Origin of the sequence: Microbispora sp. ZYX-F-249 (assembly GCF_039649665.1) — a bacterium.
GTDB lineage: Bacteria > Actinomycetota > Actinomycetes > Streptosporangiales > Streptosporangiaceae > Microbispora > Microbispora maris.
On record NZ_JBDJAW010000019.1, the window covers coordinates 42,946 to 69,261 of the forward strand.

Below are 26,316 nucleotides of genomic sequence, written 5' to 3' on the forward strand. Positions count from 1 at the left end.
ATACCGCCGGACGCCTGCGGGCGCGGAAAAGCGCTCATATCGGGACGTCAGCGCAGAAGGTACGCCTCACAGCGATCTTTCAGGATATATTCCGGCCTATGCTGGCTGCGGCCCCCCGCATCTCCGATGCGCCGGCCAACCTCCCCGGACCGTCCCGGCTGCGCGTTCTCGACCTTCTGCGGTTCTGCGCGGCCCTCGGCGTCGTCCTGTTCCACTTCGGTGAGACGCGCGCCTGGGGCACGCCCAACGCCTTCCCCGCGCTGAGCGCGGTGACCATGTTCGGCGTGTACGGCGTGCGCCTGTTCTTCCTGATCAGCGGATTCGTGATCCTGATGAGCGCCTGGGGCCGCACCCCCGGTCACTTCGCGGCGTCGCGGATCGCCCGGCTGTACCCGGCGTACTGGGCGAGCGTGCTCGTCCTGGGCGGCCTGGCCGTCGGAGGGCTGATCACCGACCACCGCCCGAGCCTCACCGAACTGCTGGCCAACATGACCATGCTCCAGCACGGTTTCCGCGTACGCGACCTGGAGATCGTCTACTGGACGCTGTGGCAGGAGCTGGTCTTCTACGCTCTCATCGCGTGCCTGGCGGCCGTGGGGATCACCTACCGCCGGTGCCTGGCGTTCATGGGGGCATGGGTGATCCTGCTGGCGATCGCCGACCGGGCGGACGCCGATTTGCTGCAGCAGTTCCTCGTCCCGTTCAGCGCGCCGTACTTCATCGCGGGGATGGCGCTCTATCTCATCCACCGCTTCGGCGGGTCGCTGTTCCCCTGGCTGTTCGTGGCCGTGGGCTGGGCGCTCGGGCTCTACACGGCGCTCGACGGGGAACCGACGGCGGTCCGGAGATACGGGCAGGCGCTGGGCTCGGCGCTCGTGGTGGGCGTGATCTCGCTGATCTTCCTGGTGATGATCCTCGTGGCGGTCGGCGTGTTCGACCGGCTCGACTGGCGGTGGCTCACGTTCCTCGGCACGCTGACCTACCCGCTCTACCTCTTCCACCACCACGTCGGGTTCCTGCTGATCCAGTGGCTCCACCCCGCGCTGGGCAACCGCCTCACGCTCCCCCTGGCCGTGGCCGCGGTGCTCGTGGTCGCGTACGGCGTGCACCGGCTGGTCGAGCGGCCCCTGCAATCGCGGATGCGGGCGGCCCTGGACCGCTCGCTCACGGCCGACGCCGCCCGCGTCCCTACGGCCGGGACGGCGGCGGCCGCTCCCATGCCCGCGATGCCCGCACCCGCACCGATGCCCCCGCCGTATGCGGAGACGGCGCCCGGAGCCGGCTACTTGCCGCGCGGCGGGTAGATCTCGCCGGGACGCAGTTTGCGGCCCTGGAGCAGGGTCGTCAGCGTGACGAACTTGTAGCCCTGCTTCTCCAGCGCGGTGAGCACGCCCGGCATGGCCTTGACCGTCTCGGGGACGATGTCGTGCAGCAGGATGACGCCGTTGCGCTTGGCGAGCTTCAGCGTGCGCTCGGCGATCACCTTGGTGTCGCGGGCCTGCCAGTCGAGCGTGGACCCGGTCCACAGGATCTGCGGCAGCCCCAGGTCGACCATGAGACCGGAGACCCGGGAGTCGGTCGCGCCGTTCGGCGGGCGCATGTACTCGGGCCTCTTGCCGATCGTCTGGTAGATGATCTCCGAGGTGGTCGAGACCTCCTCGAACACCTCGCCGTCGGACAGCTTGGTGAGCGAGGGGTGGGTCCAGGTGTGGTTGCCGATGTCGTGACCCTCCTCGTAGATCCGCCTGGTGAGCTCGGGCCGGTAGGCCACCTTCCTGCCGAGCAGGAAGAAGGTGGCCTTCGCCTTGTGCTTCTTCAGCGTGTCGAGCAGCCCGGGGGTGTAGGGCCACGGACCGTCGTCGAAGGTGAGGGCGATGCACTTGTACCGGGCGCAGTAGGGCTCGGTCTTCTTGTTCGTCTCCGTCTGCTTCGCCTCGGCCCGGGTCACGGCCGCCGTCTTCGTGGTGGCGGCGGTCGCGGATCCGGCCGGGGTGGGGACGACGCTCACGCCGGCTGCGCAGACACCGGCCATTACGATTCTTGCTTTCCGCCACATGTCGCGGGATCTTAGTGAAAACACGGCGAGATGGTCATCAAAGCGGCGAACTGGAATAGTCATCGCATCATCCCGGCCACGCGGTTCCCTTCGGTGTACAGCGGGTGTCAAGGGGCTTGAAAGCGTCGCGGCGCAGACTGCGTGCAACGACGCAGGAAAGGAACCCCAGCCATGACCCTCACCCGTTCCCTGGCAGGCCTCACGCTCGCGGCCGGCATCCTGGCTCTCGCCCCGCTCGCCACCGCCACGGCCGCCCAGGCGACCGCGGCCAAGCCCTGGGGTCCCTACTACGCGGCCGGGTCGAAGGCCAAGGCGAGCGGCTCGCTGACCGCCGCGGCCAAGGCCGACCGGAGCGCGCCCGCGCCGTACGTCAAGGTCGGCGGCAGTGTCACCAGCCTGAACCGCAAGGCGTCCACCTGCGGCTGGGCCCTGTTCCGGGTCAGCTACTTCGACGCCGCCAACCAGCCGCACCTGGTGTACCGCAACTACCGCGCCTGCTCCTACAAAGCGAAGATGCAGTTCGCCTTCACCGTCAAGAACGTCGCGGAGGTCGATTTCAAGGTCTGCTCCGAGGCCAAGGCCGCCAAGCCGTCGGTCGACTGCCAGGTGTCCGGCGCCTGGAAGACGATCTACGCCTACTACAAGTAGGGACGCCTGCGCGGCCCACAGGGGGCGTGCGGGGTGCCGCGCGAACAGGTGCATCTCCTATCGTTAGGGCATGCCTCGATTCCGCTCGATCCTCGACACCATGCCGGCCTACAAGCCCGGCAAGGCCGTGGTCTCCCCGGACGGCCGGTCCTACAAGCTGTCCTCCAACGAGAGCCCCTTCGGGCCCCTGCCGTCGGTGGTGGAGGCGATCGCGCGGGCGGCCACGGAGATCCACCGTTATCCCGACCCCGGTGCGGTCCGGCTCACCGAGACGGTCGCCGAACGGTTCGGGGTGCCCTACGACCACGTCGCGCTCGGCGCCGGATCCGTGGCGGTCGCCCAGCAGATCCTCGAAGCGGTCGGTGAGCCCGGCGCCGACGTGGTCTACGCCTGGCGCTCCTTCGAGGCCTACCCCCTGCTGGTCGGCCTTTCGGGCGCCAACGCCGTCGAGGTGCCGCTGCGCGACGAGACGCACGACCTCGACGCGATGGCCGAGGCCATCACGCCCGAGACGCGCCTGGTCTTCGTGTGCAACCCCAACAACCCGACGGGGACGGCGAACCGGACCGAGGAGCTCGTCCGCTTCCTCGACCGGGTGCCGGAGAACGTCACCGTCGTCCTCGACGAGGCCTACCGGGAGTACGTCAGGGACGTGGACGTGCCCGACGGCCTCACGCTCTACCGCGACCGTCCCAACGTCGCCGTCCTGCGCACGTTCTCCAAGGCGTACGGCCTCGCGGGGCTGCGGGTCGGTTACCTGATCGGGCACGAGCCGGTGGCCGCCGCCGTCCGCAAGACGCTGCTGCCCTTCGCGGTCAACCACCTCGCCCAGGCCGCCGCCATCGCGTCCCTGCAGGCGGAGGACGAGCTGCAGGAGCGGGTCGACAACGTGGTCAAGGAGCGCGCCCGCGTCCGGGAGACGCTGCTGTCGCAGGGCTGGACCGTCCCGCCCACCGAGGCCAACTTCGTCTGGCTGCGTCTCGGCGAGCGCACGATGGAGTTCGCCGGCGAGTGCGCGGCCGTGGGCGTCGCGGTGCGCCCGTTCGAGGGCGAGGGGGCCCGGATCTCCATCGGCGACCCCGAGGCCAACGACGTCTTCCTCGCCGCGGCCGCGGAGTTCAGGCGCTGACACGGGCGCCGGGCCGCTCCGGCGGGCCCGGCGCCCGGAAACTGCGGAGACACCGCGGCCGGGAACGCGTGGCCGGCGGCGAGAACGGGTCCTAGCGAGCGGGGTAGTACTGCTGGACGAGCGCGTTCGTGCTCCGCTCGATCCGGTCGAGGCCGGCTCCGAGCGCGACCAGGATCCGCGCCGCCCCACTCTCGCCGTCGCGGATGAGCCCGAGCAGGATGTGCTCGGTGCCGATGCGGTCGTGGCCGCGCCCCAGGGACTCCTGGTTGGCCGACTCGAGGACCTTGCCGCCCGACGGAGTGAACGGAATGGGCTCGGCCGGGTTCGGCGCGGCCTGGCCGTGCCCGGCGATCGCCTTGACCTGCAGACGCACGTCCTCGAGGGTCAGGCCAAGGCTCTTGAGCACCTGGGCGCCGATGCCCTCGTCCTCACGGATCAGGCCGAGGAGGACGTGCTCGGTGCCGATGGACGGGTGACCGAACATCCTGGCCTCCTCCTGGGCCAGGATGACGACGCGTCGCGCTCGGTTGGTGAACTTCTCGTACATACCGCCGCTCCTCGCAAGGCAGGTCAGCGAACCCCGTCCGGGTCCGGCGGACGGTCGTCCGCTGTGGTGACTGAGTCGTCCTGCGACGGTAGTGGATCTCGGTGACTCTCGCAGACGCCCGGCCGGCGGGCGCCATGGAGCCGTCAGGGTTCGGAGGCCGGACGGCTCCCGGCAGTCGCGGGAGTCTCCTGCTCCGCAGGACTACTGCCGTCCGGCCGGTTGCGCCGCTCGGTGGAGACCACCAGCGCGACCCCGACGACGATCAGGCCTCCCGCGACGAGCATGGCCGCGGTGACCGGTTCCGACAGGATCGCCGCTCCGAGGATCACCGCCACCACCGGGTTCACGTACGCGTAGGTGGACACGAGCGAGATCGGCGCGTGGCCGAGCAGCCAGATGTACGAGGTGAAGCCGACCAGGGAGCCCACCAGCACCAGGTAGGCCAGGGCCGCCCAGGACTCCCAGCTCACCGCGCCGAGATGCAGGCGCTCGCCCTGCGCGGCGCCCATGACCAGCAGCGCGGCGCCGCCCACCGCCATCTCGATCGTGCTGGCCACGAACGGGTTGGCCGGCATCGGGATCCGGGGGGACAGGAACGACCCCAGCGACCACGACACCGAGCCCAGCAGCACCACGGTGATGCCCGCTCCGCTGCCCGAGGCGTTGCCGCCGTGCAGCGAGAGGAAGGCGACGCCGGCGAAGCCGACCAGCACCCCGGCCAGCGTCAGCACGTGCGGCCGGTCGCGGAAGACCGTCCTGAGCACGATCAGCCACAGCGGGGTCGAGGCGACGAGCAGCGCGGCCAGGCCGCTGGAGATGTGCTGCTCGGCCACGGCGACCATGCCGTTGCCGCCGGCGAGGAGCAGGAGCCCGACGAGCGCGGCGCCGCCGAACTCCTGCCATCTCATCCTGAACGGCACGGCCCTGACGAGCAGGACCCCGCCGAGGACCAGGGCCGCCGCGACGAAACGGAGTCCACCGCTCGTCATCGGCGGAAGGGTCCGGATGGCGATGGCGATGCCGAGGTACGTCGAGCCCCACACCACGTACACGGCCGCCAAGGCCAACCACACCCGTACGTCATGACCGTTCCGTTCCATGGGTCATGACGATAGAGCGTCGCTTCCGGACGCCGATTACCGGTTCAGCTTCTCCACGATGAGCCGGTAGAGCTGGCGCGGCCGGCCCGGCTGGGGAGTGCGGTTCGGCGGAAGCGGCCACGCGAGTCCCTCGTCAACCAGCGTGCGCAGCAACCGCCTGGCCGTACGCGGGGTCACTCCGAGCATGCGCCCGGCGCCCTCCGCGTCCACGACCGTGTCCCCGCCCTCCAGCTTGGCGGCCAGGCGCGCCAGCACCTCGACGCCCTTGGGCTTGATCGGTCCGCCGGGCTGGGGCGGCATCCGGGGCGGCGGCACCAGTGCGCGGCCCTCCCTGTCCACCGCGAAGCCCTGCGGCTGCTTGCCGCCCTGGGTGCGGGCGAGCGCGCCCCTCGCGTGCGTCTCGGCCTCGTGCGTGGTGCGGCCCATCCCCACACCCACCTCGACGGCCAGGCCCAGCTCCTCGCGGATCCTGGCGGCGAACGGCAGGATCCGGAACCCGTCCGTGGCCGTCGCGATCGAGCCCTTGGTGGCCACCACCAGATAGCTGTGGTCGTCGATCGGCCACACGCTCGCGTTGATCCGGTTGGCCTCCTGCACGAGCAGGCGGTGCAGCGACAGCCGCAGCTCGTCACGCCAGTAGCGCGGCGCGGCCCGCCGAACCGGTTCGCGTAGCGTCGGCACCTCGACCAGCACGACCGTGAGCTGCGACTCCTCCAGCCGGTGCCGCGCGCCGAGCAGCGCCGCCGTGTGCAGCGCCGTGCGTACGGCCGCGGAGGTCGGCCGTATCGGCACCACCGGCACCCCGGCGGAGGTCAGCCGGTCGGCCACGCCCTGGACGCAGGTGAGCGCGCCCGTCGTGGCCCCCTGGCGGAGCAGCCGCTCGTGGAAGGCCGTGATCGTGCCGACCGGACCCGGCTCGTCCCGGCTGTGCACCTCCCCGGAGGAGAGGTTGAGGTCCGCGTACGCCTCGTCGATTTCCGGCCGGCCGAGCACGTCGATGCTCACCCGGCGCGGATCGATTCGCTCGTCCAGCGCGGCCCGCGCGATCGCCGCCACGAGCGCGGCCCCGCCGAGCTGCACGTGCGTGGCCGGCATCGTCAGCACCCCGGCCCGCCGCGCGAGCTCGAAGGGCACCGGGCTCGCGAACAGGCACGCGTCCACACCCGGACCGAGCCGGGTCACCTTGTCCGCCGCCTCCTGCTCGTCTCGGTACGCGGCGGCCACCAGCCGGCAGGGCACCGGGGCAGCCGAGTGCCCCATGAGCATCACCCGCTCGACCAGATCGTGCGACCCCACCACGCCGATGGTGAGGTCGGGTGTCACCGTGCCCAGACGTGACCCGCGCGGAGTGTCTTCCGTGCGCTCGACCAATGTTCGTCCCATCCCACGTCGCCCTCGTTGTTGTGGCTTCTCTTTGGAACGATCGCTGGTTAAGGCCGTAATGTCACGCCCAGATTTACCGGAATACCATTCTGGGTAGTCCCGGGCGTTCCGTAATTCGGAAGGTCTCTCCTGGTCAGGGCATTAGTAAAGGTTTCCGGACTCAGCCCTCGCCGGAAGTGGAAATTTCACGCACCACATCTGCGCCGAGCGCCTGCATACGCTGGGCGAGCGCGGCGTGCCCGCGGTCGATGAGATATCCGGACCCGATGGTCGTCTCGCCCTCCGCGGCGAGACCGGCGAGCACGAGGGCGATTCCCGATCGCAGGTCGTGGGCCGTCACGTCGGCGCCGCGCAGCGGCGTCGGGCCGTGCACGACCGCCCGGCTGCCCTCGACCTCGACGTTCGCGCCCATCTTGTTGAGCTCGCCCGCCAGTGCGAAGCGGCCGTCGAAGATGCGCTCGTGGATGTAGCTGGAGCCCTCCGCGAGGCAGGCCACGGTCATCAGCGGCGACTGCAGGTCGGTCGCGAAGCCGGGATAGGTGTCGGTGATGACGTTGATCGGGCGCAGCGGCCGGTCGCGGCGCACCTGAAGCACGGCGCCGTGCTGCTCGAACTCGACGCCCATCTGCTCCAGCTTCCACCGGACCACGCCGAGGTGCTCCAGCGACGCGCCGACCAGGCTCACCTCGCCACCGGTGATCGCCGCGGCCATCGCGAACACGCCCGCGTCGAGCCGGTCGGGCATGACCGTGTGCTCGACCGCGGTCAGCTCGTCCACGCCCTCGACCGTGATGAATCCCGTGCCGCCGCCGCGGATGCGCGCGCCCATCCGGCTCAGCATCGTGATGACGTCGAGCACCTCGGGTTCGAGGGCCGCGTTCTCGATGACGGTGGTGCCCCGCGCCAGCGCGGCGGCCATGATCAGGTTCTCGGTGCCGGTGTGCGACGGGGTGTCGAGGTAGAGCGGGGCGCCGACCAGGCCGCCGGCCTTGATGTGGATGACGGCCTCGCCCTCGTCGACCATCGCGCCCAGGCGCTTGTAGCCCAGGTAGTGGAAGTCGAGGTTGCGGCTGCCGAGGTTGCACCCGCCGATGCCCTCGATGATGGCCTCGCCGAGACGGTGGAGCAGCGCGGGGACGAACAGCACCGACCCCCGGAACCGGCGCGCGATCTCCGCGGGCAGGACCGGGCTGGTGAGGCGGGAGGCGTCGATGACGAGCGTCCGCTCGCTCTCGTGGAACTCGACCTTGGCGCCCACGGCCTCGGCGAGTTCGACGGCCCGGCGCACGTCTTCGATGACGGGCACGTTCCGGAGCACCGTGCGGCCCTCGGACGCGAGCAGCGCCGCCCCGATCATGGGCAGTACGGCGTTCTTCGCGCCCTGGATGAAGGCGGTTCCACGCAGTACATTGCCACCGCGCACGCGGTAACGGACCATGGGTTCGACTCCTATGTATGGGGGAAGGCGGGGGACTCCCGTCAGCCGGCGGCCGAGTCGTCGGCGAGGACGATCGGCCTAGAGTAGCCGCTGTGCCGGGAGTTTCGGGGTGGAACTACCCCCGGAACGCGCGGGGGAACGGGTCACTTGAGACTACTCGTGTGACCTGTGTGATTCAGCCGCGGAAGCGCTCTCCGGTGAGCCGTTCGTACGCCTCGACGTAGCGGTTGCGGGTGCGCTCGACGATTTCCTCCGGCAGCGGCGGGGGCGCCTCGCCGGACGACCTGTCCCAGCCCGACTCGGGGGACAGCAGCCAGTCTCTGACGAACTGCTTGTCGAACGACGGCTGGGAGTGGCCCGGCTCCCACTGGTCGAGGGGCCAGAAGCGGGAGGAGTCCGGCGTCAGCACCTCGTCTCCCAGCGTCAGCACGCCGTCGGCGTCGAATCCCAGCTCGATCTTGGTGTCGGCCAGGATGATGCCGCGTTCCAAAGCGATCTCGGCCCCGCGGCTGTAGACGTCGAGGGTGATCCGGCGCAGCCGCTCGGCCACGTCCCCGCCGACCTCCGCCACGACCTCCTCGTACGTCATGGGCTCGTCGTGCTCGCCCATGGGGGCCTTGGACGACGGTGTGAAGATCGGCTCGGGCAGGCGCGAGCCGTCGGTGAGCCCTTCAGCAAGCCGCACGCCGGAGACGACGCCCTCCCTGCGGTAGTCCACGAGCCCCGAGCCGGTGAGGTAGCCGCGCGCCACGCATTCGACCGGCACCATCCGCAGCCTGCGGCACAGCACTCCGCGGCCGGCGAACTCCGCCGGGACGTCGGTCGAGACCACGTGGTGCGGGACGACGTCCTTGAGCTGCTCGAACCACCACAGCGACAACCGGGTGAGAATCTCTCCCTTGTCGGGGATGCCGGGTTCGAGCACGTAGTCGAAGGCCGAGATGCGGTCGGACGCGACCATCAGCAGCAGCCCGTCGGGGGTCTCGTAGAGGTCGCGTACCTTGCCGGAGTGCAGGTGCTTCACAGCTCCATCTTCCCAGCTCTTCATCCCGCATCGAGCAAGGGGAGAGTACGCAGCCGCGTGTCGACGTGGTCGGCCGCGAACGGGGGGACGGGAGCTGCCCCGGGCGGATCCGGCACGAGTCGTGGCCTGGGGACCGCGGCCATGCGCCCGCCTCTCCGCTGATCGAATGGTATGTCCGCGTACGATCCGCGCACCAATCGTTACGCGGACATCACCGATCGTCAGGGGTCAGGAGGACGCGGCGGCCAGGGCGATGTCGGAGCGGTGGTGGGAGCCGCGCAGCGTGATCTGCTCCAGGGCCTCGTATGCCCGCTCCCTGGCCTGGGCGAGATCCGCGCCCGTGCCGACCACGTTGAGGACCCGTCCGCCGTTGGACACCAGCCGGTTCTCCGCGTCGAGGGACGTGCCCGCGTGCAGCGCGTACGCGCCCTCCACCGTCACCGGCAGCCCCGCGATCGGGTCGCCCTTCACCGGGTCGGCGGGGTAGTTCTCCGCGGCGAGCACCACGGTCACGGCCGCGCCGTCGCGCCACCGCAGCGGCGGGTGCCCGGCGAGCGTGCCCGTCGCGCACGCGAGCAGCAGCGCGCCGAGCGGGGTCTCCAGCCGGTCGAGCACGACCTGGGTCTCCGGGTCGCCGAACCGCGCGTTGAACTCGATCACCCGGGGACCGGCCGAGGTCAGCGCCAGCCCGGCGTACAGCACTCCCGCGTACGGCATGCCGCGCCGGGACATCTCGGCCACGGTCGGGCGAACGATCTCGTTCATGACCCGCTCGGACAGGTCCTCGGGCGCCCAGGGCAGCGGAGTGTAGGCCCCCATTCCGCCGGTGTTGGGACCCTTGTCGCCGTCGTAGGCCCGCTTGAAGTCCTGGGCCGGCTGCAGCGCCACCGCGCTCGTCCCGTCGCACAGCGCGAACAGCGACACCTCGGGACCGTCGAGGTACTCCTCGATGACGACCCGCCCGCACGCCCTGGCGTGCTCCAGGGCCTCCTCGCGGCTGTCGGTCACGACCACGCCCTTGCCCGCTGCCAGGCCGTCGTCCTTCACGACGTACGGCGCGCCGAACGCGTCGAGCGCCGCCGCGGCCTCGTCCTCCCTGGTGCAGGTGTACGCGCGCGCGGTCGGCACCCCGGCGGCGGTCATCACGTCCTTGGCGAACGCCTTGGATCCCTCGATCCGCGCCGCCCGCGCCGACGGGCCGAAGCAGGCGATCCCGGCGTCCCTGACGGCGTCGGCGACGCCGGCGACCAGCGGCGCCTCGGGACCGATCACGACGAGGTCGGCGCCCAGCCGCTCCGCCAGCGCGGTCACCGCCGCGCCGTCGGTCGCCGTGACCTGGTGCAGGGTGGCCACGTCGGCGATGCCGGCGTTGCCGGGAGCGCAGTGGACCTCTTCGACGGCGGGGTCGAGCCGCAGGGCCCGGCACAGAGCGTGCTCACGACCCCCGGAACCGATGACAAGTACGCGCACCCGTCCATTGTCGCAGTGTTCGGCCGCCTTCCGTTCTCGGGCGTCGGTGCGGGCCAGTTCCGGACCGCCCATTAGGGGCACGCGGTGCTGCCCTGTTTGGGTGGGGATACACACTGATGGCTAGTTTGTTCGGGCTGTTTTTGGCAAGAAGTGCATGATCGACGGCACTTGACGCGGGTACTCTGGAAAAGCCGCCGAGCGGCAATGTGGTAGGTTAGATAGGCTTCGCGCTGTCTCGTGGCGATTGGAGGTGGTCTGGGATGAATTCTGGTGATCCCGTCAGTACGTGCTCGCGCACGTACGTCGTGCGCATTCCCGACCACTCCGAAACTGAAGCCCGAGGGGCAGCTCACGCCTGCATGAAGGGGTGACATCACGTCGCGCGTAGAGCGTGCCGGCTCGGGCGGGAAGGGACCGCCATGCGCTCCTCTCTGCTCTTTCCCCGCATCAACAGGCACACTCGTGTGCTGCCCACGCACATCGGCGCCGCGTCGGTGACCGCCGAGCCCGTCGTCCGCTGCGTGCCGCCGAGCAACTCGCTCGTCGAGTTCGGCGCCTACGTCGCGGGCAAGAAGGTCGCCGCCGGTGGCATACCGGAGGCCGTGCGGCTGGTCCGCGAGCACAACGAGGCCAACGAGATGCCCGACGCGTACGTCTGGGTCGGTCTGCACGAGCCCGCCGCGCCCGAGGTCGAGTGGCTGGCGGAGGTGTTCGGCCTGCACCCGCTCGCCGTCGAGGACGCCATCAAGGCCCACCAGCGGCCCAAGGTGGAGCGGTACGGCGACTCGCTGTTCGTGGTGCTCAAGACCGTCGAGTTCCTCGACCACGAGGTGTCGGCGGCGAGCAGTGAGATCATCGGCACCGGCGAGATCATGGCGTTCGTCGGGCCCGACTTCGTGGTGACCGTACGGCACGGCCGCTACTGCCCGCTCGGCGAGATCCGCGAGAAGCTCGAGTCGAAGCAGAAGCTGATCAGCCGTGGCCCGACGGGTGTCCTGCACGCCATCGCCGACCACGTCGTGGACAAGTACCTGCACGTGGCCGACCTCATGCAGGCCGAGCTCGAAGAGGTCGAGGCGGCCGTCTTCGCCGAGGTCAGCTCCCGCGACATCAACAGGATCTACCAGCTCAAGCGCGAGATGCTGGAGCTCAAGCGGGCGGTCGGACCGCTCCAGACCCCCTTCAACGCCCTTCCTCAGCGGCGCAGCATCCCCTCCGAGATGCGTGAATACTTCCGCGACGTCGGCGACCACCTGTCCCGCGTGTGCGAGCAGGTCCAGGCCTCCAACGAGCTGTCCGACTCGATCCTGCAGGCCGCGCTCGCGCGGTCCAACGCCCTCGCGAACGAGGACATGCGCAAGATCTCCTCGTGGGTGGCGATCATCTCGGTCCCCACGATGATCGCCGGGATCTACGGGATGAACTTCGACCACATGCCCGAGATCAAGTCCGTGTACGGCTACCCCGTCGTGCTCGGCGTGATGGTCGTCGCCTGCACGCTCCTGCACCGCGCCTTCCGCCGCAACGGCTGGCTCTGACCGCCCTTCCCCCCGGGACGCCGTCGCGCGCGTCCCGGTGGGCGTGCCCTGCTCCCTCCGGGAGGCGGTGCGAGGTCCGATCTCCGCCGGAGGTCCTCGCCGGGAGATCGCCAGAATCATCCTGTACTCGGAACATCGAAGGACGTGACGTGCACAGGATCATCGACCTGAAGGTGCTCTATTTCGGGACCCCTGTGGTCCTCATCGGCTCCCGCAACGAGGACGGCTCCCCCAACCTCATGCCGATGTCGTCGGCGTGGTGGCTGGGCGACCGGGGCGTGCTCGGGCTCGGCGACAGCAGCCAGACGTCGCGGAACCTGCGCCGCGAGGGCGAGTGCGTGCTGAACCTCGTGCCGTCGACCATGGTCGCGGCCGTCGACCGGCTCGCCCTGCTGACCGCCAACCCGCAGATCCGGGAGTACCGGCGGAATCAGGGATACCGCCACGAGCGGGACAAGTTCGGCGCGGCCGGGCTCACCGAGCAGGCCGCGGACCTGGTGCGGGCACCCCGGGTCGCCGAGTGCCCGATCCAGTTGGAGTGCGTCGTCGAGACGGCGCACGAGATCGGCACCGGCACGAACACGACCGCCTTCACCGTGAGGGTGGTCCGCGCCCACGTCGACGAGGAACTCGTCATCCCCGGCAAGGAGTACGTGGACCCGCTGAAGTGGGACCCGCTCATCATGAAGTTCTGCGAGTTCTTCGGCGGCGGGAGGAACGTCCACGCCTCCCGGCTCGCCGAGGGCTGGGCCATGCCCCACGACCTCCGGCCCGTCACGGGCTGAGCTCGCGGCGAGGAGAGGAAGGCGGGACCCGGCCGCCGTCCACGCGGCCGGCCTTCAGCAGGGCCGCGATGTCCACGACGCGGCGGGCCTGATGACGGGCCGCCTCCAAGGACACCTCACCGGGTGCGCCGTCGCCGGACACGTGCGAGGTGCCGTACGGATTGCCTGACTTGAACTGGACGGGGTCGGTGTAGCCGGGAGGCACGATGATGCCGCCCCAGTGGTAGAAGGTGTTCCCCAACGCCAGGAGCGTGGATTCCTGCCCGCCGTGGGCCGTGCTGGAGGCGGTGAAGGCCGAGTACACCTTGTCCGCGAGCTTGCCCTGATACCACAGGGGACCGGTGGTCTCGATGAACGCCCTGAGCTGACCGGCCGGGTTCCCGAAGCGGCCGGGGGTGCCGAACAGCACCGCGTCGGCCCACTCCAGGTCGTCGTGGACGGCCTCGGCGACGTCGGCGGTGTCCCGGAGGTGCGCGGCCCACTCCGGTCTGGAGCCGACGGCTTCGGGTGGGGCGGTCTCCGCGACCTTGCGCAGCCGCACGCGTGCGCCGGCCTTCTCCGCGCCCTCGGCGGCGGCTCGCGCCAGGGCGTACACCGTGCCCGTGGCACTGTAGTAGACGATCGCGACGTTCACGGGTTCCATGATCGGTTCCCTCTCCTCGGGGTGGGTCTCAGCGGTACGACGACACACCCCCTCGGGATGTGAGGTGACGCCGACCTCACATCCGGGCGGGTCGTCTCGTCGAAACGGGTGAGGACGGATGCGACCAAGGGGGGCCGGCGACACCATGACCAACGAGTCCGAGCCGGAAGGGCTCGACCCGAGCCTGCGCGTGATCACGGGCGAGCGGCGCCGGCTGCTGAACCTCGCCTACCGGCTCCTCGGCTCCCTGGCCGACGCCGAGGACGTCGTGCAGGAGACCTACGCCCGCTGGTACGCCATGTCGCGGCAGCGGCAGGAGGCCGTCGAGTCCCCCGGCGGCTGGCTGACGACGGTCGCCGGACGCATCTGCCTCGACCTGCTCGGCTCGGCGCGAGCCCGGCGGGAGCGCTACGTGGGGGAATGGATTCCCGAGCCGCTGCCCGAGCCCGCGGAGTGGGCCGACGGGCGGCCGGGCGGTGCCACGGCCGACCCGGCCGACCGGGTCACGCTGGACGAGTCGGTCAGCATGGCGTTCCTCGTCGTGCTCGAGTCGATGACCCCGGCCGAGCGGGTCGCGTTCGTCCTGCACGACGTCTTCCGTTACTCCTTCGCCGAAGTGGCCGAGGTCGTCGGCCGCACCCCGGCGGCCTGCCGCCAGCTGGCCTCCTCGGCCCGCCGTCGCATCCGCGACGCGCAGGCCCCCGCGACCCCGGCGGCCCGGCGCGCCGGCATCGTCAGGGACTTCAAACAGGCGTGGGAGGCCGGGGACATCGACGCCCTCATCGGCCTGCTCGCCCCCGGCGCCACGGCGACCGGCGACGGCGGCGGACTCGTCAGTGCCGAGCCGCGGCCGGTCGAAGGCGCCGAGCGGATCGCCCGGTTCTTCGCGGACCGGGCCGGTGCGGTGCCCGGCGTGACGATCGTGGAGCGCACGGTCAACGGCCAGCCCGGTCTGGTGGCCCGGCAGGACGGCGTCACCGTGTCGGTGATGGCGTTCGACGTCGCGGGCGACCGGATCACGCACATCTGGGCGGTGCTCAACCCCGACAAGCTCCGGCCGTGGACCACGCGCTGACGACGACGGCATCCGCGTCGACACGTACGCTTCATGACCGCAATCATGAGCAATCAGTCATTGCGGTATGTCAGATGATGTTGTTAGGTGGGGGGAGCGGGCCGCTCGACACATCGACCGTTTCCACTCTCGCAGGAGCGTGTCATGACAGAGGCGACACCCCGGTTGGCGACTTTCCCCCTGGCGCGCGAACGCGCCTTCGATCCACCGGACGAACTGGCGCGCCGCCGCGACGAGGCGCCGGTCCAGCGGATGACGTACGCGGACGGGCACGAGGGCTGGCTGGTGACCGGCTACGCCGAGGCGCGCGCGATCTTGGCCGACAACCGCTTCAGCACCCGCCCCGAACTGCTGCACTCGCCGATCCCCCAGCGCGGCGAGTTCAGCAAGGAGCCGCTGACCCCGGGGTTTTTCCTGCGCATGGACGCGCCCGAGCACACCCGCTACCGCCGTCTCCTGACCGGCCAGTTCACCGTACGGCGGATGAAGCAGCTCGAACCGAGGATCCACGAGATCACGGAGAGCCGGCTCGACGCCATGGAGCGTGAGGGCGCCCCCGCCGACCTCGTCGAGTCCTTCGCACTGCCCATCCCCTCGCTGGTGATCTGCGAGATGCTCGGCGTGCCGTACGAGGACAGGGAGAAGTTCCAGCGCGACTCGGCGGTGCTGGTGAACCTGGACTCGTCGATGGAGGACGTCCGGGCGGCGGTGCAGGACCTGCTCTCCTACCTGCACGGCCTCGTCGAGCTGAAGGCGAAGGAGCCGGGCGACGACATGCTGAGCGGTCTGGTCGCGGGCGGGGAGCTGACGACCGAGGAGCTCGGCGGCGTCGCGCTGCTGCTGCTCATCGCGGGGCACGAGACGACCGCGAACATGCTCGGCCTCGGCACGTTCGCGCTGCTGACCAACCCCGGACAGCTCGCCGTCGTGCGGGACGACCCGGCCGCCGTGGACAACGCGGTGGAGGAGCTGCTGCGCTACCTCAGCATCGTGCACATCGGGCCGACCCGTACGGCCTTGGAGGACGTGGAGGTCGGGGACGCCCTGATCAGGGCGGGCGAGTCGGTGACGCTGTCCCTGGGAGCGGCGAACCGGGATCCCGAGCGGTTCGAGGGCGGTGACACACTCGACGTGACCCGGCCGGCGCACGGGCACCTGAGCTTCGGGCACGGCATCCACCAGTGCCTGGGCCAGCAGCTCGCCCGGATCGAGATGCGCATCGCCTATCCCGCCCTGCTGCGCCGCTTCCCCAACCTGCGCCTGGCCGTGCCGGCGCGGGACGTGCCGCTGCGCGCCAAAATGGCGATCTACGGTGTGCACCGCCTGCCGGTGCTCTGGTGAGGAAGGCGCTGGGGGAACGATGAAGATCAAGGCGGACACCGGCCGGTGTGTCGGTGCGGGGATGTGCGCGCTCACGCTGCCCCAGGTGTTCGACCAGAGCGAGGACGACGGGACGGTCGTGGTGCTCGACGCCGAGCCCCCGGCCGCCCTCGGACCCGCCGTGAACAGGGCCGTACAGCTCTGCCCGTCCGGAGCGCTCTCCGTTGGGAGGTGAACGCGTTGAGGAGTGAACGCGTGGAGGGCTGAACGCGCGCGACACGCTGGGCCGGGTGACGCTCAGCGACTTGACGGGCACGATCCGATGCTGTTGGCTGGTAACCGGCTGTGCAAGCCATTCTTGTGGGTGACCCTGGAGCCCCGTCCCGGCCGTCGAAGGCCCGGGGCGGGGCTCTTCCCCTGTCCGGGGACGCTCTGTCTCAGGCCCCGACTGTCCGCAGCGGGGTCACGGCATCGGGCAGCGGCAGACCGCGGGCCTTCCACAGGCGGCGCATGCGGTCGGGATAGTCGGTGACGATGCCGGCCACCCCCATGTCGATCAGCCGGTCGGCCTCGTCGGGCTCGTTGACCGTCCACACCACGACCGGAAGGCCCTGCCGGGCCGCCCCGGTCATCAGCGCCTCGTCGACGAGCACACGGTCGGGGGACAGCGTCGTCGCCCCCACCGCCGCGGCCGCCGCCGCGAGGTCGCCGCCGGCCTCGCCGAGGCGGATGCCGTTCATCCAGGCGGGAGTCATCGTGTCGCGCTCGACCAGGGCGTAGCGCCGCTCGACCATCGGCCTGGCGATCTCCAGGATGCGCCAGTCGAAGCTGAGCAGGGACGCCTTCGAGAGCCGGTCGTGCCGGTCGAGTTCGTGCACGACCTCCTCGACGAACCGGCGCGGGTCGGCGCACAGGCCGGGACGGGTGGGATCGGACTTCAGCTCGACGTGGAGGCGCACGTTGTCCGCGCCGAGCGCGCCGATCAGGCCGAGCACCGCTCCGAGCGTCGGCATCCGGGTGTCCGGCAGCGGCACCTGCGTGAGCGCGAAGCGGTCGTCCGGCCGCTCGGGCAGCCGTACGCCGACGTCGAGGGTGCGCAACTGGGGCAGCGTGAGCGCGATGATCGGCTTGCCGACGTAGGGGAACATCTCGTCCCCCGGCGCGGCCATCCCCGTGTCGGCGCTGGTCACCGGGGACACGTGCAGGTCGTGGGTGAGCACGAGCTGCCCGTCCGCGGACATGGCGACGTCGAACTCCAGCGCGTCGACCCCCAGCTCCAGCGCGAAGGCCAGGCCGGGCAGGGTGTTCTCGGGCCTCAGGCCCCGGGCGCCACGATGCCCGTGCAGCTCAACGTATCCATGCACAGCGGCGTACCTTACCGCGTCGCCCGTCCGCGGCCCGGAACCCTCCGGTTCCGGGCGCGTACGCCACGAATCATCAGATGAGGGGACGAATCTGGATGGTCTGGGTCCGGCCCGGACCGACGCCGATGGCCGAGATCGGGGCGCCGCTCATCTCCTCCAGCGCCCTGACGTACGCCTGCGCGTTCGGCGGCAGGTCGTCGAACGTCTTGGCGCTGGTGATGTCCTCCTGCCAGCCGGGCAGCTCCTCGTAGATCGGCGTGGCGTGGTGGAACTCGGTCTGCGTCATGGGGATCTCGTCGTGGCGGACGCCGTCGACGTCGTACGCCACGCAGACCGGGATCCGCTCCAGCCCGGACAGCACGTCGAGCTTGGTCAGGAAGAAGTCGGTCACGCCGTTGATCCGGGTGGCGTACCGCGCGATGACCGCGTCGAACCAGCCGCAGCGGCGGTTGCGGCCGGTGGTCACGCCGTACTCGCCGCCGGTCTGGCGCAGCCAGTCGCCCTGCTCGTCCAGCAGCTCCGTCGGGAACGGCCCGGAGCCCACACGGGTCGTGTACGCCTTGAGGATGCCGATGATCCTGGTCAGGCGGGTCGGCGGGATGCCCGAGCCGGCGCACGCGCCGCCCGAGGTGGGGGAGCTGGAGGTGACGAAGGGGTAGGTGCCGTGGTCGATGTCGAGCAGCGTGCCCTGACCGCCCTCCAGCAGCACGACCTTGTCCTGGTCGAGCGCCCGCGAGAGCACGAGCGAGGTGTCGGCGATGTGCGGGCGCAGCCGCTCGGCGTAGCCGAGGTACTCCTCCAGCACCTTCGCCGGGTCGAGCCCACGGCGGTTGTAGATCTTGGTGAGGATCTGGTTCTTCTCGCCCACCGCGGCCTCGATCTTCTTGCCGAGGATGCCGGGGTCGAGCAGGTCCTGCACCCGGATGCCCATGCGGTAGATCTTGTCGCCGTACGCCGGGCCGATGCCACGGCCGGTCGTGCCGATCTTGGCCTTGCCGAGGAAGCGCTCGCTGACCTTGTCGATGGCCTTGTGCTGGGGCATGATCAGGTGCGCGCTGGCGGAGATCAGCAGCCGCTCGCAGGAGATGCCGCGCTCGGCCAGCCCGTCGATCTCGCTCAGCAGCACACCGGGGTCGACGACCACCCCGTTGCCGATGACCGGCACCACGTCGGGCGACAGCACACCCGTCGGGAGCAGGTGCAACGCGTACTTCTGGTCGCCGATGACGACGGTGTGGCCCGCGTTGTTGCCACCCTGGTAACGCACGACGTAGTCGACGTCACCACCCAGCAGGTCGGTGGCCTTCCCCTTGCCCTCATCGCCCCACTGGGCGCCAACGAGAACGACAGCCGGCATGGTCTAACTCCCGCACCAAGACGAAAGCCCCTGACGCAAGCGCGCAGGGGCCTCTTGCACACAGAGACTACCCGAGGGGCATGCCGCGGGTGAACGCGGTCTTAACTCGCGAGACGACCGCCGCGGCCGGGGCTCCGTGTACGGAAGTCCGTCAGTGGCCGGCCGTCAGTGGTTGGCGGACAGCGCCTCCGCGGCGGCCGCGCTGCTGTCACGCAGGAACTGGGCGCAGCGCTCGGCCTCGTCCTTCTCGCCGATGGCGTTCGCGGCCCGGGCGAGGGCGTTCAGGCAACGCAGGAACCCCTGGTTCGGCTCGTGCTCCCAGGGGATCGGCCCGTGGCCCTTCCAACCCGCCCGGCGGAGCTGGTCGAGCCCCCGGTGGTAGCCGGTACGCGCGAAGGCGTACGAGGTGACGGCGTGGCCCGCCGCGAAGTAGTCGTCCGCCAGGGCGCCCCAGGCCGCGGAGTAGGCGGGGAAGCGCGCGGCCACGTCGGCCGCCTTGGCGCCCGACTCGAGCATCTGCCGCGCCTCGGGGTTGTCCGGCAGCAGGGTGGGCGGCGGGCCGGCAAGGAGGTTCTCGTGCGTTTCCATGTGGACAGTTCTACCTGCCGAACACCCACAGGGGTATGGGCCGCCCGGCGGGAACGGAGATCGATACAAGAATGGATCTTCCGTTCCCGCGTTCTCCCTGGTCCGCGCCAGGGACGGGTGGCAGGGTCCCCGGCCGCACGGCCGGGGAGTGCGTCACTTGAGCTTGGTGCCCGCCGAGTTGAGCTGCTGGCACGCCTCGACGATGCGCGCGGCCATGCCGGCCTCGGCCGACTTGCCGTACGCGCGCGGGTCGTAGGCCTTCTTGTTGCCGACCTCGCCGTCGACCTTCAGCACGCCGTCGTAGTTGCGGAAGATGTGGTCGACGATCGGGCGGGTGAAGGCGTACTGCGTGTCGGTGTCGATGTTCATCTTCACCACGCCGTACGAGATCGACTCGCGGATCTCCTCGAGAGTGGAGCCGGAGCCGCCGTGGAAGACCAGCGAGAACGGCTTCTCCTTGCCGTACTTGGCGCCGACGGCGTCCTGGATCTCCTTGAGCACGCTCGGGCGCAGCTTGACGTGGCCCGGCTTGTACACGCCGTGGACGTTGCCGAACGTGGCGGCCACGATGTAGCGGCCGCGCTCGCCCAGGCCGAGGGTCTCGGCGACGGCCAGCGCGTCCTCCGGCGTCGTGTAGAGCTTCTCGTTGATCTCGCCGACGATGCCGTCCTCCTCACCGCCGACGACGCCGATCTCGATCTCGAGGACGACCTTGGCGGCGGCGGTCTTGTCGAGCAGCTCGGAGGCGATCTGGAGGTTCTCGTCGAGCGGCACGGCGGAGCCGTCCCACATGTGCGACTGGAACAGCGGGTCCTGGCCGCGCGCCACGCGCTCGGCGGAGATCTCCAGCAGCGGGCGGACGAACGAGCCGAGCTTGTCCTTCGGGCAGTGGTCGGTGTGCAGCGCCACCGTCACCGGGTACTTCTCGGCGACCACGCGGGCGAACTCGGCGAACGCCACCGACCCGGTGACCATGTCCTTCACGGTGGTGCCGGAGAGGAACTCCGCGCCACCGGTCGACACCTGGATGATCCCGTCACTTTCCGCCTCCGCGAAGCCGCGCAGCGCGGCGTGCAGGGTCTGCGACGAGGTCACGTTGATCGCCGGGTACGCGAAGCCGCCCGCTTTGGCGCGGTCGAGCATCTCGGCGTAGACCTCTGGAGTCGCGATAGGCATGCGAAGTCATCTCCTTCTGACGGTATGCGGCGTGGCAAGTATCCCGAAGGCCGAGCCGATCGGGAAAGCCGGGGCGGTTCAGGGCGCCGGAAAGCCGCGGTCATTCCGCGATTCGCGGTTTTCCACAGCTGCGCCGCTTCTCAGTCTCATCTCATCGGGGACAGGTAGGCTCGCCCCGTGGACGTGCTCTTGGACCTTATTGACCCGAAGTGGTGGCTGAGCATGCTCGGCGCCTTCGCGACGATCGGCGTCATCGCCATCGTATTCGCAGAGACGGGGCTGCTCGTCGGGTTCTTCCTGCCCGGTGACTCGCTGCTGGTGACCGCTGGAATTTTCAGCACCGCGGCCGCGGCGCACGGATTCGGGATCGCGCCCCTGTCGCTGCCCGCCCTGCTGATCGGCGCGCCGCTGGCGGCGGTCGCGGGGGCGCAACTGGGCCACTTCCTGGGGGCGAAGGTCGGCAGGAGGATGTTCGACAAGCCCGACTCCCGGTTGTTCAAGAGGGAGCACGTCGAGAAGGCGGAGTACTACTTCGAGAAGTTCGGCCCCGCCAAGGCCGTGGTCGCCGCGCGGTTCATGCCGATCGTCCGCACCTTCATGAACCCGGTGGCCGGTGTCCTGGAGATGGACGCGCGACGGTTCTTTCTCTGGAATGTCGTCGGCGGCGTCGTCTGGGTCGAGGCACTGCTGCTGCTCGGCTATTTCCTGGGCAGCAAGGTCGAGGGCATCGACAAGTTCATCCTTCCCGGCGTCTTCGTGATCGTCCTGCTGTCGATCATCCCGATCGTGCGCGAGGTGATGAAGAACCGCCGGGCCGCCGCCGCCGTCCCCAAGGGCCGCCACCACGCCGGCCGGTGACCTCGCCCCTCGCGGGCGGATGACCTGCGGGAAGTGCTAACGCACAAGAAGTGACCGACGAGTACTGAGATATGCCTCACAACCGCTACTCTCCCGGTTGTGGGACGCCACAGGTCTGATCCCCTCGGTATAGCCAGGCTGGCGCTGGTCGGCCTGGCGGTCGTGCTGCTGCTCGCCGTCGTCGTGATCGGCGCGAGGGCGCTGCTGTCCACGTTCGGATCGGAGGAGCCCGCGGCCGGCGCGTCCTCCACCCCGTCGGCGCAGCCCTCCGCCGAGCCTTCCGCGGAGCCCTCCACGCCCCGCGTGCCCACCGTGCGCGTGGTGTGCCAGGCCGACCGGTGCCCCGTGTTCGTCCGGGTGCCCGGCGGCGACGTGCTCATCGACCGGGACCTGGCCCGGGGCGAGCAGGCGTCCTACTTCGAGCCTGAGCTCGACGTCGTCCTCGACGACGCGAGCACGGTCCAGGTCTTCGAGAACGGAACCGCCAGGTCCCCCGGGCCGCCCGGCGAGCGGCAGGCGTTCAGCGTTAAGAAAGCCCCAGATCAGTGAGGGAGTAGGCGGAGCGATACGGCACACCGGTCGCGGCCAGCGCCTCGTCGCCGCCCCGGTGCACGATCGTCGCGATGCCCACGACCTGGGCGCCGGCCTCGCGCAGCGCCTCCACGGCGGTGAGGACGGACCCGCCCGTCGTGGTCGTGTCCTCCACCGCCAGCACCCGGCGTCCGGCGACGTCGGGGCCCTCGATCCTGCGCTGCAGGCCGTGCGCCTTGCCCGCCTTGCGCACCACGAACGCGTCGAGCGTGCGTCCGCGGGCCGCCGCGGCGTGCAGCATCGCCGTCGCCACGGGGTCGGCGCCCAGCGTGAGTCCGCCGACCGCCTCGTAGTCCAGGTCCTCGGTCAGATCCAGCATCACGCGGCCCACGAGCGGCGCCGCCACCCCGTCGAGGGTGATGCGGCGCAGGTCGACGTACCAGTCGGCCTCCTTGCCGGAGGACAGCACGACCCGGCCGTGCACGATGCCCTTGTTCTTGATCTCGTCCAGCAGTCTCTCGCGGTCACTCATGAGGCTCAGCGTACGGCCGGTCGCGCCACGCGGGCCGTACGGGTCCGGCGGCCGGACACGGCGTGCGACGACTACGGAGAGTAAAGAGGTCTCAGCGGTTTAGCCAGGACACGGACTGCGGAATGTATCGCCGTGCAACTCATCGTAATCGCGAGGTCGCAATGCGTAGAGAAGTCCGGCATACCGACATGGAACTGCTCGAGGCCGTGCGGGGAGGCGACACGGCGGCGTTCGGGACCCTCTATCGGCGGCACTCGGCCGCCGCGCGGTCGCTCGCGCGGCGGATCGCGCAGAGCGAGGACGCGGTGGAGGACCTCCTCGCGGAGACCTTCGCGAGAGTGCTGGAGGTGGTGCGGCAGGGCGGCGGCCCCGCCTCCGCGTTCCGGCCCTATCTCCTCGCGTCGCTGCGCCGCTACGCCGCCACCGGAGTGGCCGACCTGGCCGACGGCGACTCGCTCTACGTGGACCCGGAACTCGCCGGGCTGGAGCGCTCGCCGCTCGCCCGGGCGTACCGCTCGCTGCCGGAGCGCTGGCGCGCGCTGCTGTGGCACGTGGAGATCGAGGGCGGCAGCCCCGCCGACGCGGGTCCGCTGATCGGCCTGTCGGGCAGGGCCGCGGCCGACCTCACCCGCAGGGCCCGCCGGGGCCTGCGGGAGGCGTACGTGCGGCTGCACCTGGAGGACGGTCCCCGGGCCGAGTGCCGGCCGATCGTGTCGATGATCCTTCGCTATCTCGAGAGCGGCCTGCCCAAGGGGGAGGCCGCCACGGTCGACGCCCACGTGGCCGAGTGCATCGACTGCCGGTCGGTCTTCCTCCAGCTGGTCGACCTCACGCAGGAGTTGCGGGCCGTCGTCGGGCAGCTGGTCGCCGGGCCGGCCGTGGACGACTACCTCGCCGGCCTCGCCACCTCCACCACCGCGCGCTCGCGGACGTACGGCGGGGTGCGGACGTGGCTGGAGGCGGCCCGCCATCACCTGGGGGTGGTGAAGAGCCGCGCAGACCGCCACATGAGGGGGGTCCTGCGGGCCGCGCGCGACCGGCCCGCGGGGCGGGCGCACGAGCTGCTCCGGGGGGCGTACGCCCAGGCCCGGACGACGACCCGGCGCGCGTACGCGAGGGCCGGCGCGCTGCCGAGGGCCGCGTACGGCGGGGCGCGGACGACGGCTCGGCGCGTGTACGGGAAGGCCGGCGCGCTGCCGAGGGCGGCGTACGTCCGGGTGCGGGCGGCGCTGGCGCGGTTGTCCGCACTGGTGCGGAGCGTGCCGACGCCGCATCGGGCGGTGCTGGGAGGCATCGCCGTGGCCGGCCTCGCGACCGCCGCCTTCCTGCTCGTCGCGCAGCCGGCCGAGATGCTGTCCGCGGGCGGCTCCGGGGAACGCGCCCCGGACCGGCCGCGGCCCGCGGACGGCGCGGCTTCGTCGCGGGCCGCGGCCGGTGACACCGGATCGGCGGGGATTCCGGTTCCGTACGATCGGCCGAGGCCGCATGCGGTGACGTCCGGGAGCGCCGCCGACCAGCCGGACGCGGGCATCGCGCTCGGCATGCCCGAGATCACCGGCAGAGCCACTCCCGGTGCCGATCAGGGGGTGCCGCGCGAGGAGACCACGGAAAGGCGGCCCGCTCCCGACCGCGCGGGTGCGGAGCGCGCCGGCCGCGAGCGCGGTGAGCACACGGTCGCCGGCACGGGCGGCGGGGGACAGGTGAACCGGCGTCCGGCGGGCGGACGCCCGGTGGGGGAGCAGGGCACGGTCACGGCCCTCCCGCGCCGCGAGCAGGGTGCCGGCCACGCGGATGCCGCGCGGGGCCCGGTTCCCGAACGGCAACGGGTGCGGGGTCAGCTCTCCCGGCATCCCTACCAGGCACATCCCGAGCAGGCCCGTGCCCGGGCCGGCACCCGCGCCGCGGCGCAGGGCGGCGCGCAGACGGGCTCGCGGCAGGAGCTCGGGGCGACTCGTGACCGGCGCGAGGCACAGGCCCGCCAGGCCGCCACGGGGCGCACCCCGCTCGTACGGCAGGGCGGCTCGCAGGCCGGGGAGCGCGGCCGTGAGGCCCATGGGCCCGCCCGATCGACGGGCCGCAGCGACGCCGGCGCCCGGAAGGCCGCGGGAAGCCCGGGGAAGGCGAAGGAACCAGGGGGCGGGAGAAGGGCGAAGGAGGCGCTCGCCGTCGCCGTCGATCCGCTCGGCGCACTGCTGCGCGGCCAGCCCGGGCTCGTCGCCGTACGACTGCGCAACGCGGGCGACGCCGCCACCGATGACGTCACCGCCCAGGTGACTCTGCCGCCCGGCGTCCGTTACCTGGGCCAGGACGGGCGGGGTGGTGCGGCGGGCACCTCGCGACAGGGCCACGAGGCGAAGCCGGGCGCCCTCGGGCAGAACGGCGCACGGCAGGACGGCGCGGAGCGCGGCAAGGCCGGGCAGGGGAGCGCGGCGGATAGGGACGCGGAGCGTGACAAGGCCGGGCAGGGGAGCGCGGCGGATAGGGACGCGCAGCGTGACAGCGCCGATCGGGGACATGCGGCGGGCGAGGGCGCGGACCGCACGCGGACGCGGAGCGGAACGGGCGACGGCTGGTCGTGTGAGGGGTCGGGGCGTGTGGTGCGGTGTGCCCGGGGACCACTCGCCGCCGGTGAGGTCACGGCGATCTTCCTGAAGGTGGCGGTGGCCGCGGACGCTCCCACGGGACGGGCGTTCGAGGTGCGGGTGCGGGCGGGGCTGCTGGAGACCACCGCCGAATCGACCGTGGGCGTGCGCGGCTCGGGCGCGGCGGCGCGCTTCGCCGCGGACGGCCGCATCGCCGCGCGAGTCGTCGGCAACGTGCTCGTGGGCTCCGCGGCGTCGTCCGGCGGCTGCGGCGCAGACGCGGGCGGCCGCGGCCGGAACTCGGGCGTCAGCGTGCCGGTCGACCTCGACAGGGACCCCTCGACGGGCACGTCCAGTTGCGCCGACCTCCAGCTGCCGGCCGGAGGCGAGGTGTTGTGGGCGGGCCTCTACTGGGCGGGCGGTGGGCGGGGGGCGGTGCCCGCGAAGGACATCCGGGTGCGCGCTCCGGGCAGGCCCGGATACGCGACCCTGACCGCCGCCGAGGTCGCCCGGCGGGACCTGCCGGGCGGCTCCGGTTATCAGGCGTTCGCCGACGTGACCTCCCTCGTCCGCGCGGCGGGCGGTGGCCGCTGGTGGATCGCCGGCGCCCCGGCGCGTGCGGGTACGGTCCGGCACGCCGCCTGGGGTCTGGTGGTGATGGCCGCGGACGTGCGGCAGCCGTACACGCGGGTGGTGGTGCTGGACGCCGCGGCGGTGATCGGGAACGAGGAGAGGGCTCTGCGGCTCCCCCTCGACGGTCTCGCCCCGGACGGCGCGCCCGCGCGGATCGACCTGATGGTCTGGAACGGCGAGGGGGTCAGGGCGGGCGTCGTGACCATGGGGGATCGCGAGGACCGGCGCGGTCCGGGCACCCTGGGCCGCGCGGACGCCGGAGGCGTCGCGGTCGACACGCTCCACGCTCTCCTGGGACCACGTCCCGCGCTCCAACTCGCCACCAGACGCGACCCCGTCTTCTTCGGCGTCGCGGTCGTGAGCGCCCGGACGTGGTCTTGACATCCCCTGACTGGGCCGCCCGGCCGTCGCCGTCCCGCGTGTCCATGGACTCCGCGGCTCATACCCGTACGAGGGCGGCCGTGCGATAACAAATTGGTGGGAGGCGATACCTGGACAAACTGGTACGGTCGGCGTGAACGCTTCCGACCCCAGGGGTG

At 71.2% G+C, this 26,316-nt stretch carries 24 protein-coding genes; 11 read left to right on the forward strand and 13 right to left on the reverse strand.

The window, feature by feature from the left end:
- Positions 1–98: 98 nt before the first annotated feature.
- Positions 99–1,304 (forward strand): acyltransferase family protein, encoded by a 1,206-nt coding sequence (locus AAH991_RS22550; protein WP_346227868.1) that lies wholly within the window; start codon positions 99–101, stop codon positions 1,302–1,304.
- On the opposite strand, the gene AAH991_RS22555 is transcribed toward AAH991_RS22550, so the two are convergent.
- The gene (locus AAH991_RS22555; protein ID WP_346227869.1) at positions 1,283–2,008 is read right to left on the reverse strand and encodes a polysaccharide deacetylase family protein; all 726 of its coding nucleotides are present in this window, start codon (positions 2,006–2,008) and stop codon (positions 1,283–1,285) included. The genes AAH991_RS22550 and AAH991_RS22555 overlap by 22 nt on opposite strands.
- A gap of 219 nt (positions 2,009–2,227) precedes the next feature.
- On the opposite strand from AAH991_RS22555, the gene AAH991_RS22560 reads away from it, so the two are divergent.
- Both AAH991_RS22560 and hisC read left to right on the forward strand, forming a co-directional pair.
- Positions 2,228–2,704 (forward strand): hypothetical protein, encoded by a 477-nt coding sequence (locus AAH991_RS22560; RefSeq protein WP_346227870.1) that lies wholly within the window; start codon positions 2,228–2,230, stop codon positions 2,702–2,704.
- Positions 2,705–2,774: 70 nt separating this feature from the next.
- Entirely contained in the window at positions 2,775–3,833 is a 1,059-nt protein-coding gene (gene hisC, locus AAH991_RS22565) for a histidinol-phosphate transaminase (RefSeq protein ID WP_346227871.1), read from the forward strand.
- A 91-nt stretch (positions 3,834–3,924) separates the two neighbouring features.
- Here the strand turns inward: hisC and AAH991_RS40660 are convergent, their stop codons facing one another.
- The 6 genes from AAH991_RS40660 to purD all read right to left on the reverse strand — a co-directional run bounded on the left by AAH991_RS40660 (position 3,925) and on the right by purD (position 10,795).
- Positions 3,925–4,380, reverse strand: a complete 456-nt coding sequence (locus tag AAH991_RS40660; RefSeq protein ID WP_346227872.1) for a Clp protease N-terminal domain-containing protein — start codon at positions 4,378–4,380, stop codon at positions 3,925–3,927.
- 143 nt (positions 4,381–4,523) lie between these two features.
- Positions 4,524–5,480, reverse strand: a complete 957-nt coding sequence (locus tag AAH991_RS22575; protein ID WP_346227873.1) for an EamA family transporter — start codon at positions 5,478–5,480, stop codon at positions 4,524–4,526.
- Between the two features lie 36 nt (positions 5,481–5,516).
- On the reverse strand, positions 5,517–6,761 hold the full coding sequence (locus AAH991_RS22580; RefSeq protein WP_428834010.1) for a transcriptional regulator: 1,245 nt from the start codon (positions 6,759–6,761) through the stop codon (positions 5,517–5,519).
- Positions 6,762–7,023: 262 nt separating this feature from the next.
- The gene (gene murA, locus AAH991_RS22585; RefSeq protein WP_346227874.1) at positions 7,024–8,301 is read right to left on the reverse strand and encodes a UDP-N-acetylglucosamine 1-carboxyvinyltransferase; all 1,278 of its coding nucleotides are present in this window, start codon (positions 8,299–8,301) and stop codon (positions 7,024–7,026) included.
- Between the two features lie 175 nt (positions 8,302–8,476).
- A complete protein-coding gene (locus AAH991_RS22590; RefSeq protein WP_346227875.1) occupies positions 8,477–9,325 on the reverse strand; it encodes a phosphoribosylaminoimidazolesuccinocarboxamide synthase in 849 nt (282 codons plus the stop codon).
- A gap of 228 nt (positions 9,326–9,553) precedes the next feature.
- Complete coding sequence (purD, locus tag AAH991_RS22595; protein WP_346227876.1) at positions 9,554–10,795, reverse strand: phosphoribosylamine--glycine ligase; 1,242 nt, start codon at positions 10,793–10,795, stop codon at positions 9,554–9,556.
- Between the two features lie 419 nt (positions 10,796–11,214).
- Here purD and corA point away from each other — a divergent pair, with 419 nt between their 5' ends.
- Together corA and AAH991_RS22605 are read left to right on the forward strand one after the other, a co-directional pair.
- The gene (gene corA / locus AAH991_RS22600; RefSeq protein WP_346227877.1) at positions 11,215–12,333 is read left to right on the forward strand and encodes a magnesium/cobalt transporter CorA; all 1,119 of its coding nucleotides are present in this window, start codon (positions 11,215–11,217) and stop codon (positions 12,331–12,333) included.
- 149 nt (positions 12,334–12,482) lie between these two features.
- On the forward strand, positions 12,483–13,118 hold the full coding sequence (locus tag AAH991_RS22605) for a flavin reductase family protein (RefSeq protein WP_346227878.1): 636 nt from the start codon (positions 12,483–12,485) through the stop codon (positions 13,116–13,118).
- Here AAH991_RS22605 and wrbA read toward each other — a convergent pair.
- Positions 13,108–13,761 (reverse strand): NAD(P)H:quinone oxidoreductase, encoded by a 654-nt coding sequence (wrbA, locus tag AAH991_RS22610; protein WP_346227879.1) that lies wholly within the window; start codon positions 13,759–13,761, stop codon positions 13,108–13,110. The genes AAH991_RS22605 and wrbA overlap by 11 nt on opposite strands.
- Before the next feature lie 145 nt (positions 13,762–13,906).
- On the opposite strand from wrbA, the gene sigJ reads away from it, so the two are divergent.
- From sigJ to AAH991_RS22625, 3 genes are all read left to right on the forward strand, one after another.
- On the forward strand, positions 13,907–14,836 hold the full coding sequence (gene sigJ / locus AAH991_RS22615; protein WP_346227880.1) for an RNA polymerase sigma factor SigJ: 930 nt from the start codon (positions 13,907–13,909) through the stop codon (positions 14,834–14,836).
- A gap of 144 nt (positions 14,837–14,980) precedes the next feature.
- Positions 14,981–16,177 carry a cytochrome P450 gene (locus tag AAH991_RS22620; RefSeq protein ID WP_346227881.1) on the forward strand — a complete coding sequence of 399 codons (1,197 nt, stop codon included), beginning with the start codon at positions 14,981–14,983 and terminating at the stop codon, positions 16,175–16,177.
- A gap of 19 nt (positions 16,178–16,196) precedes the next feature.
- Positions 16,197–16,391 (forward strand): ferredoxin, encoded by a 195-nt coding sequence (locus tag AAH991_RS22625; protein ID WP_346227882.1) that lies wholly within the window; start codon positions 16,197–16,199, stop codon positions 16,389–16,391.
- 202 nt (positions 16,392–16,593) lie between these two features.
- Here AAH991_RS22625 and AAH991_RS22630 read toward each other — a convergent pair whose 3' ends face one another.
- The 4 genes from AAH991_RS22630 to fbaA all read right to left on the reverse strand — a co-directional run bounded on the left by AAH991_RS22630 (position 16,594) and on the right by fbaA (position 20,641).
- Entirely contained in the window at positions 16,594–17,520 is a 927-nt protein-coding gene (locus AAH991_RS22630) for a glycerophosphodiester phosphodiesterase family protein (protein WP_346227883.1), read from the reverse strand.
- A gap of 73 nt (positions 17,521–17,593) precedes the next feature.
- On the reverse strand, positions 17,594–18,877 hold the full coding sequence (locus tag AAH991_RS22635; protein WP_346227884.1) for an adenylosuccinate synthase: 1,284 nt from the start codon (positions 18,875–18,877) through the stop codon (positions 17,594–17,596).
- Between the two features lie 165 nt (positions 18,878–19,042).
- Positions 19,043–19,465 (reverse strand): DUF3151 domain-containing protein, encoded by a 423-nt coding sequence (locus AAH991_RS22640; RefSeq protein WP_346227885.1) that lies wholly within the window; start codon positions 19,463–19,465, stop codon positions 19,043–19,045.
- 153 nt (positions 19,466–19,618) lie between these two features.
- Complete coding sequence (fbaA, locus tag AAH991_RS22645; protein WP_346227886.1) at positions 19,619–20,641, reverse strand: class II fructose-bisphosphate aldolase; 1,023 nt, start codon at positions 20,639–20,641, stop codon at positions 19,619–19,621.
- Between the two features lie 177 nt (positions 20,642–20,818).
- Here fbaA and AAH991_RS22650 point away from each other — a divergent pair, with 177 nt between their 5' ends.
- Together AAH991_RS22650 and AAH991_RS22655 are read left to right on the forward strand one after the other, a co-directional pair.
- Positions 20,819–21,499 (forward strand): DedA family protein, encoded by a 681-nt coding sequence (locus AAH991_RS22650; RefSeq protein ID WP_346227887.1) that lies wholly within the window; start codon positions 20,819–20,821, stop codon positions 21,497–21,499.
- 99 nt (positions 21,500–21,598) lie between these two features.
- Positions 21,599–22,048, forward strand: a complete 450-nt coding sequence (locus AAH991_RS22655) for a hypothetical protein (protein WP_346227888.1) — start codon at positions 21,599–21,601, stop codon at positions 22,046–22,048.
- On the opposite strand, the gene pyrE is transcribed toward AAH991_RS22655, so the two are convergent.
- Positions 22,026–22,562, reverse strand: a complete 537-nt coding sequence (gene pyrE / locus AAH991_RS22660; RefSeq protein ID WP_346227889.1) for an orotate phosphoribosyltransferase — start codon at positions 22,560–22,562, stop codon at positions 22,026–22,028. The genes AAH991_RS22655 and pyrE overlap by 23 nt on opposite strands.
- A gap of 188 nt (positions 22,563–22,750) precedes the next feature.
- Between pyrE and AAH991_RS22665 the strand changes: the two genes are divergently transcribed.
- On the forward strand, positions 22,751–26,158 hold the full coding sequence (locus AAH991_RS22665; protein WP_346227890.1) for a sigma factor: 3,408 nt from the start codon (positions 22,751–22,753) through the stop codon (positions 26,156–26,158).
- Positions 26,159–26,316 lie beyond the last annotated feature (158 nt).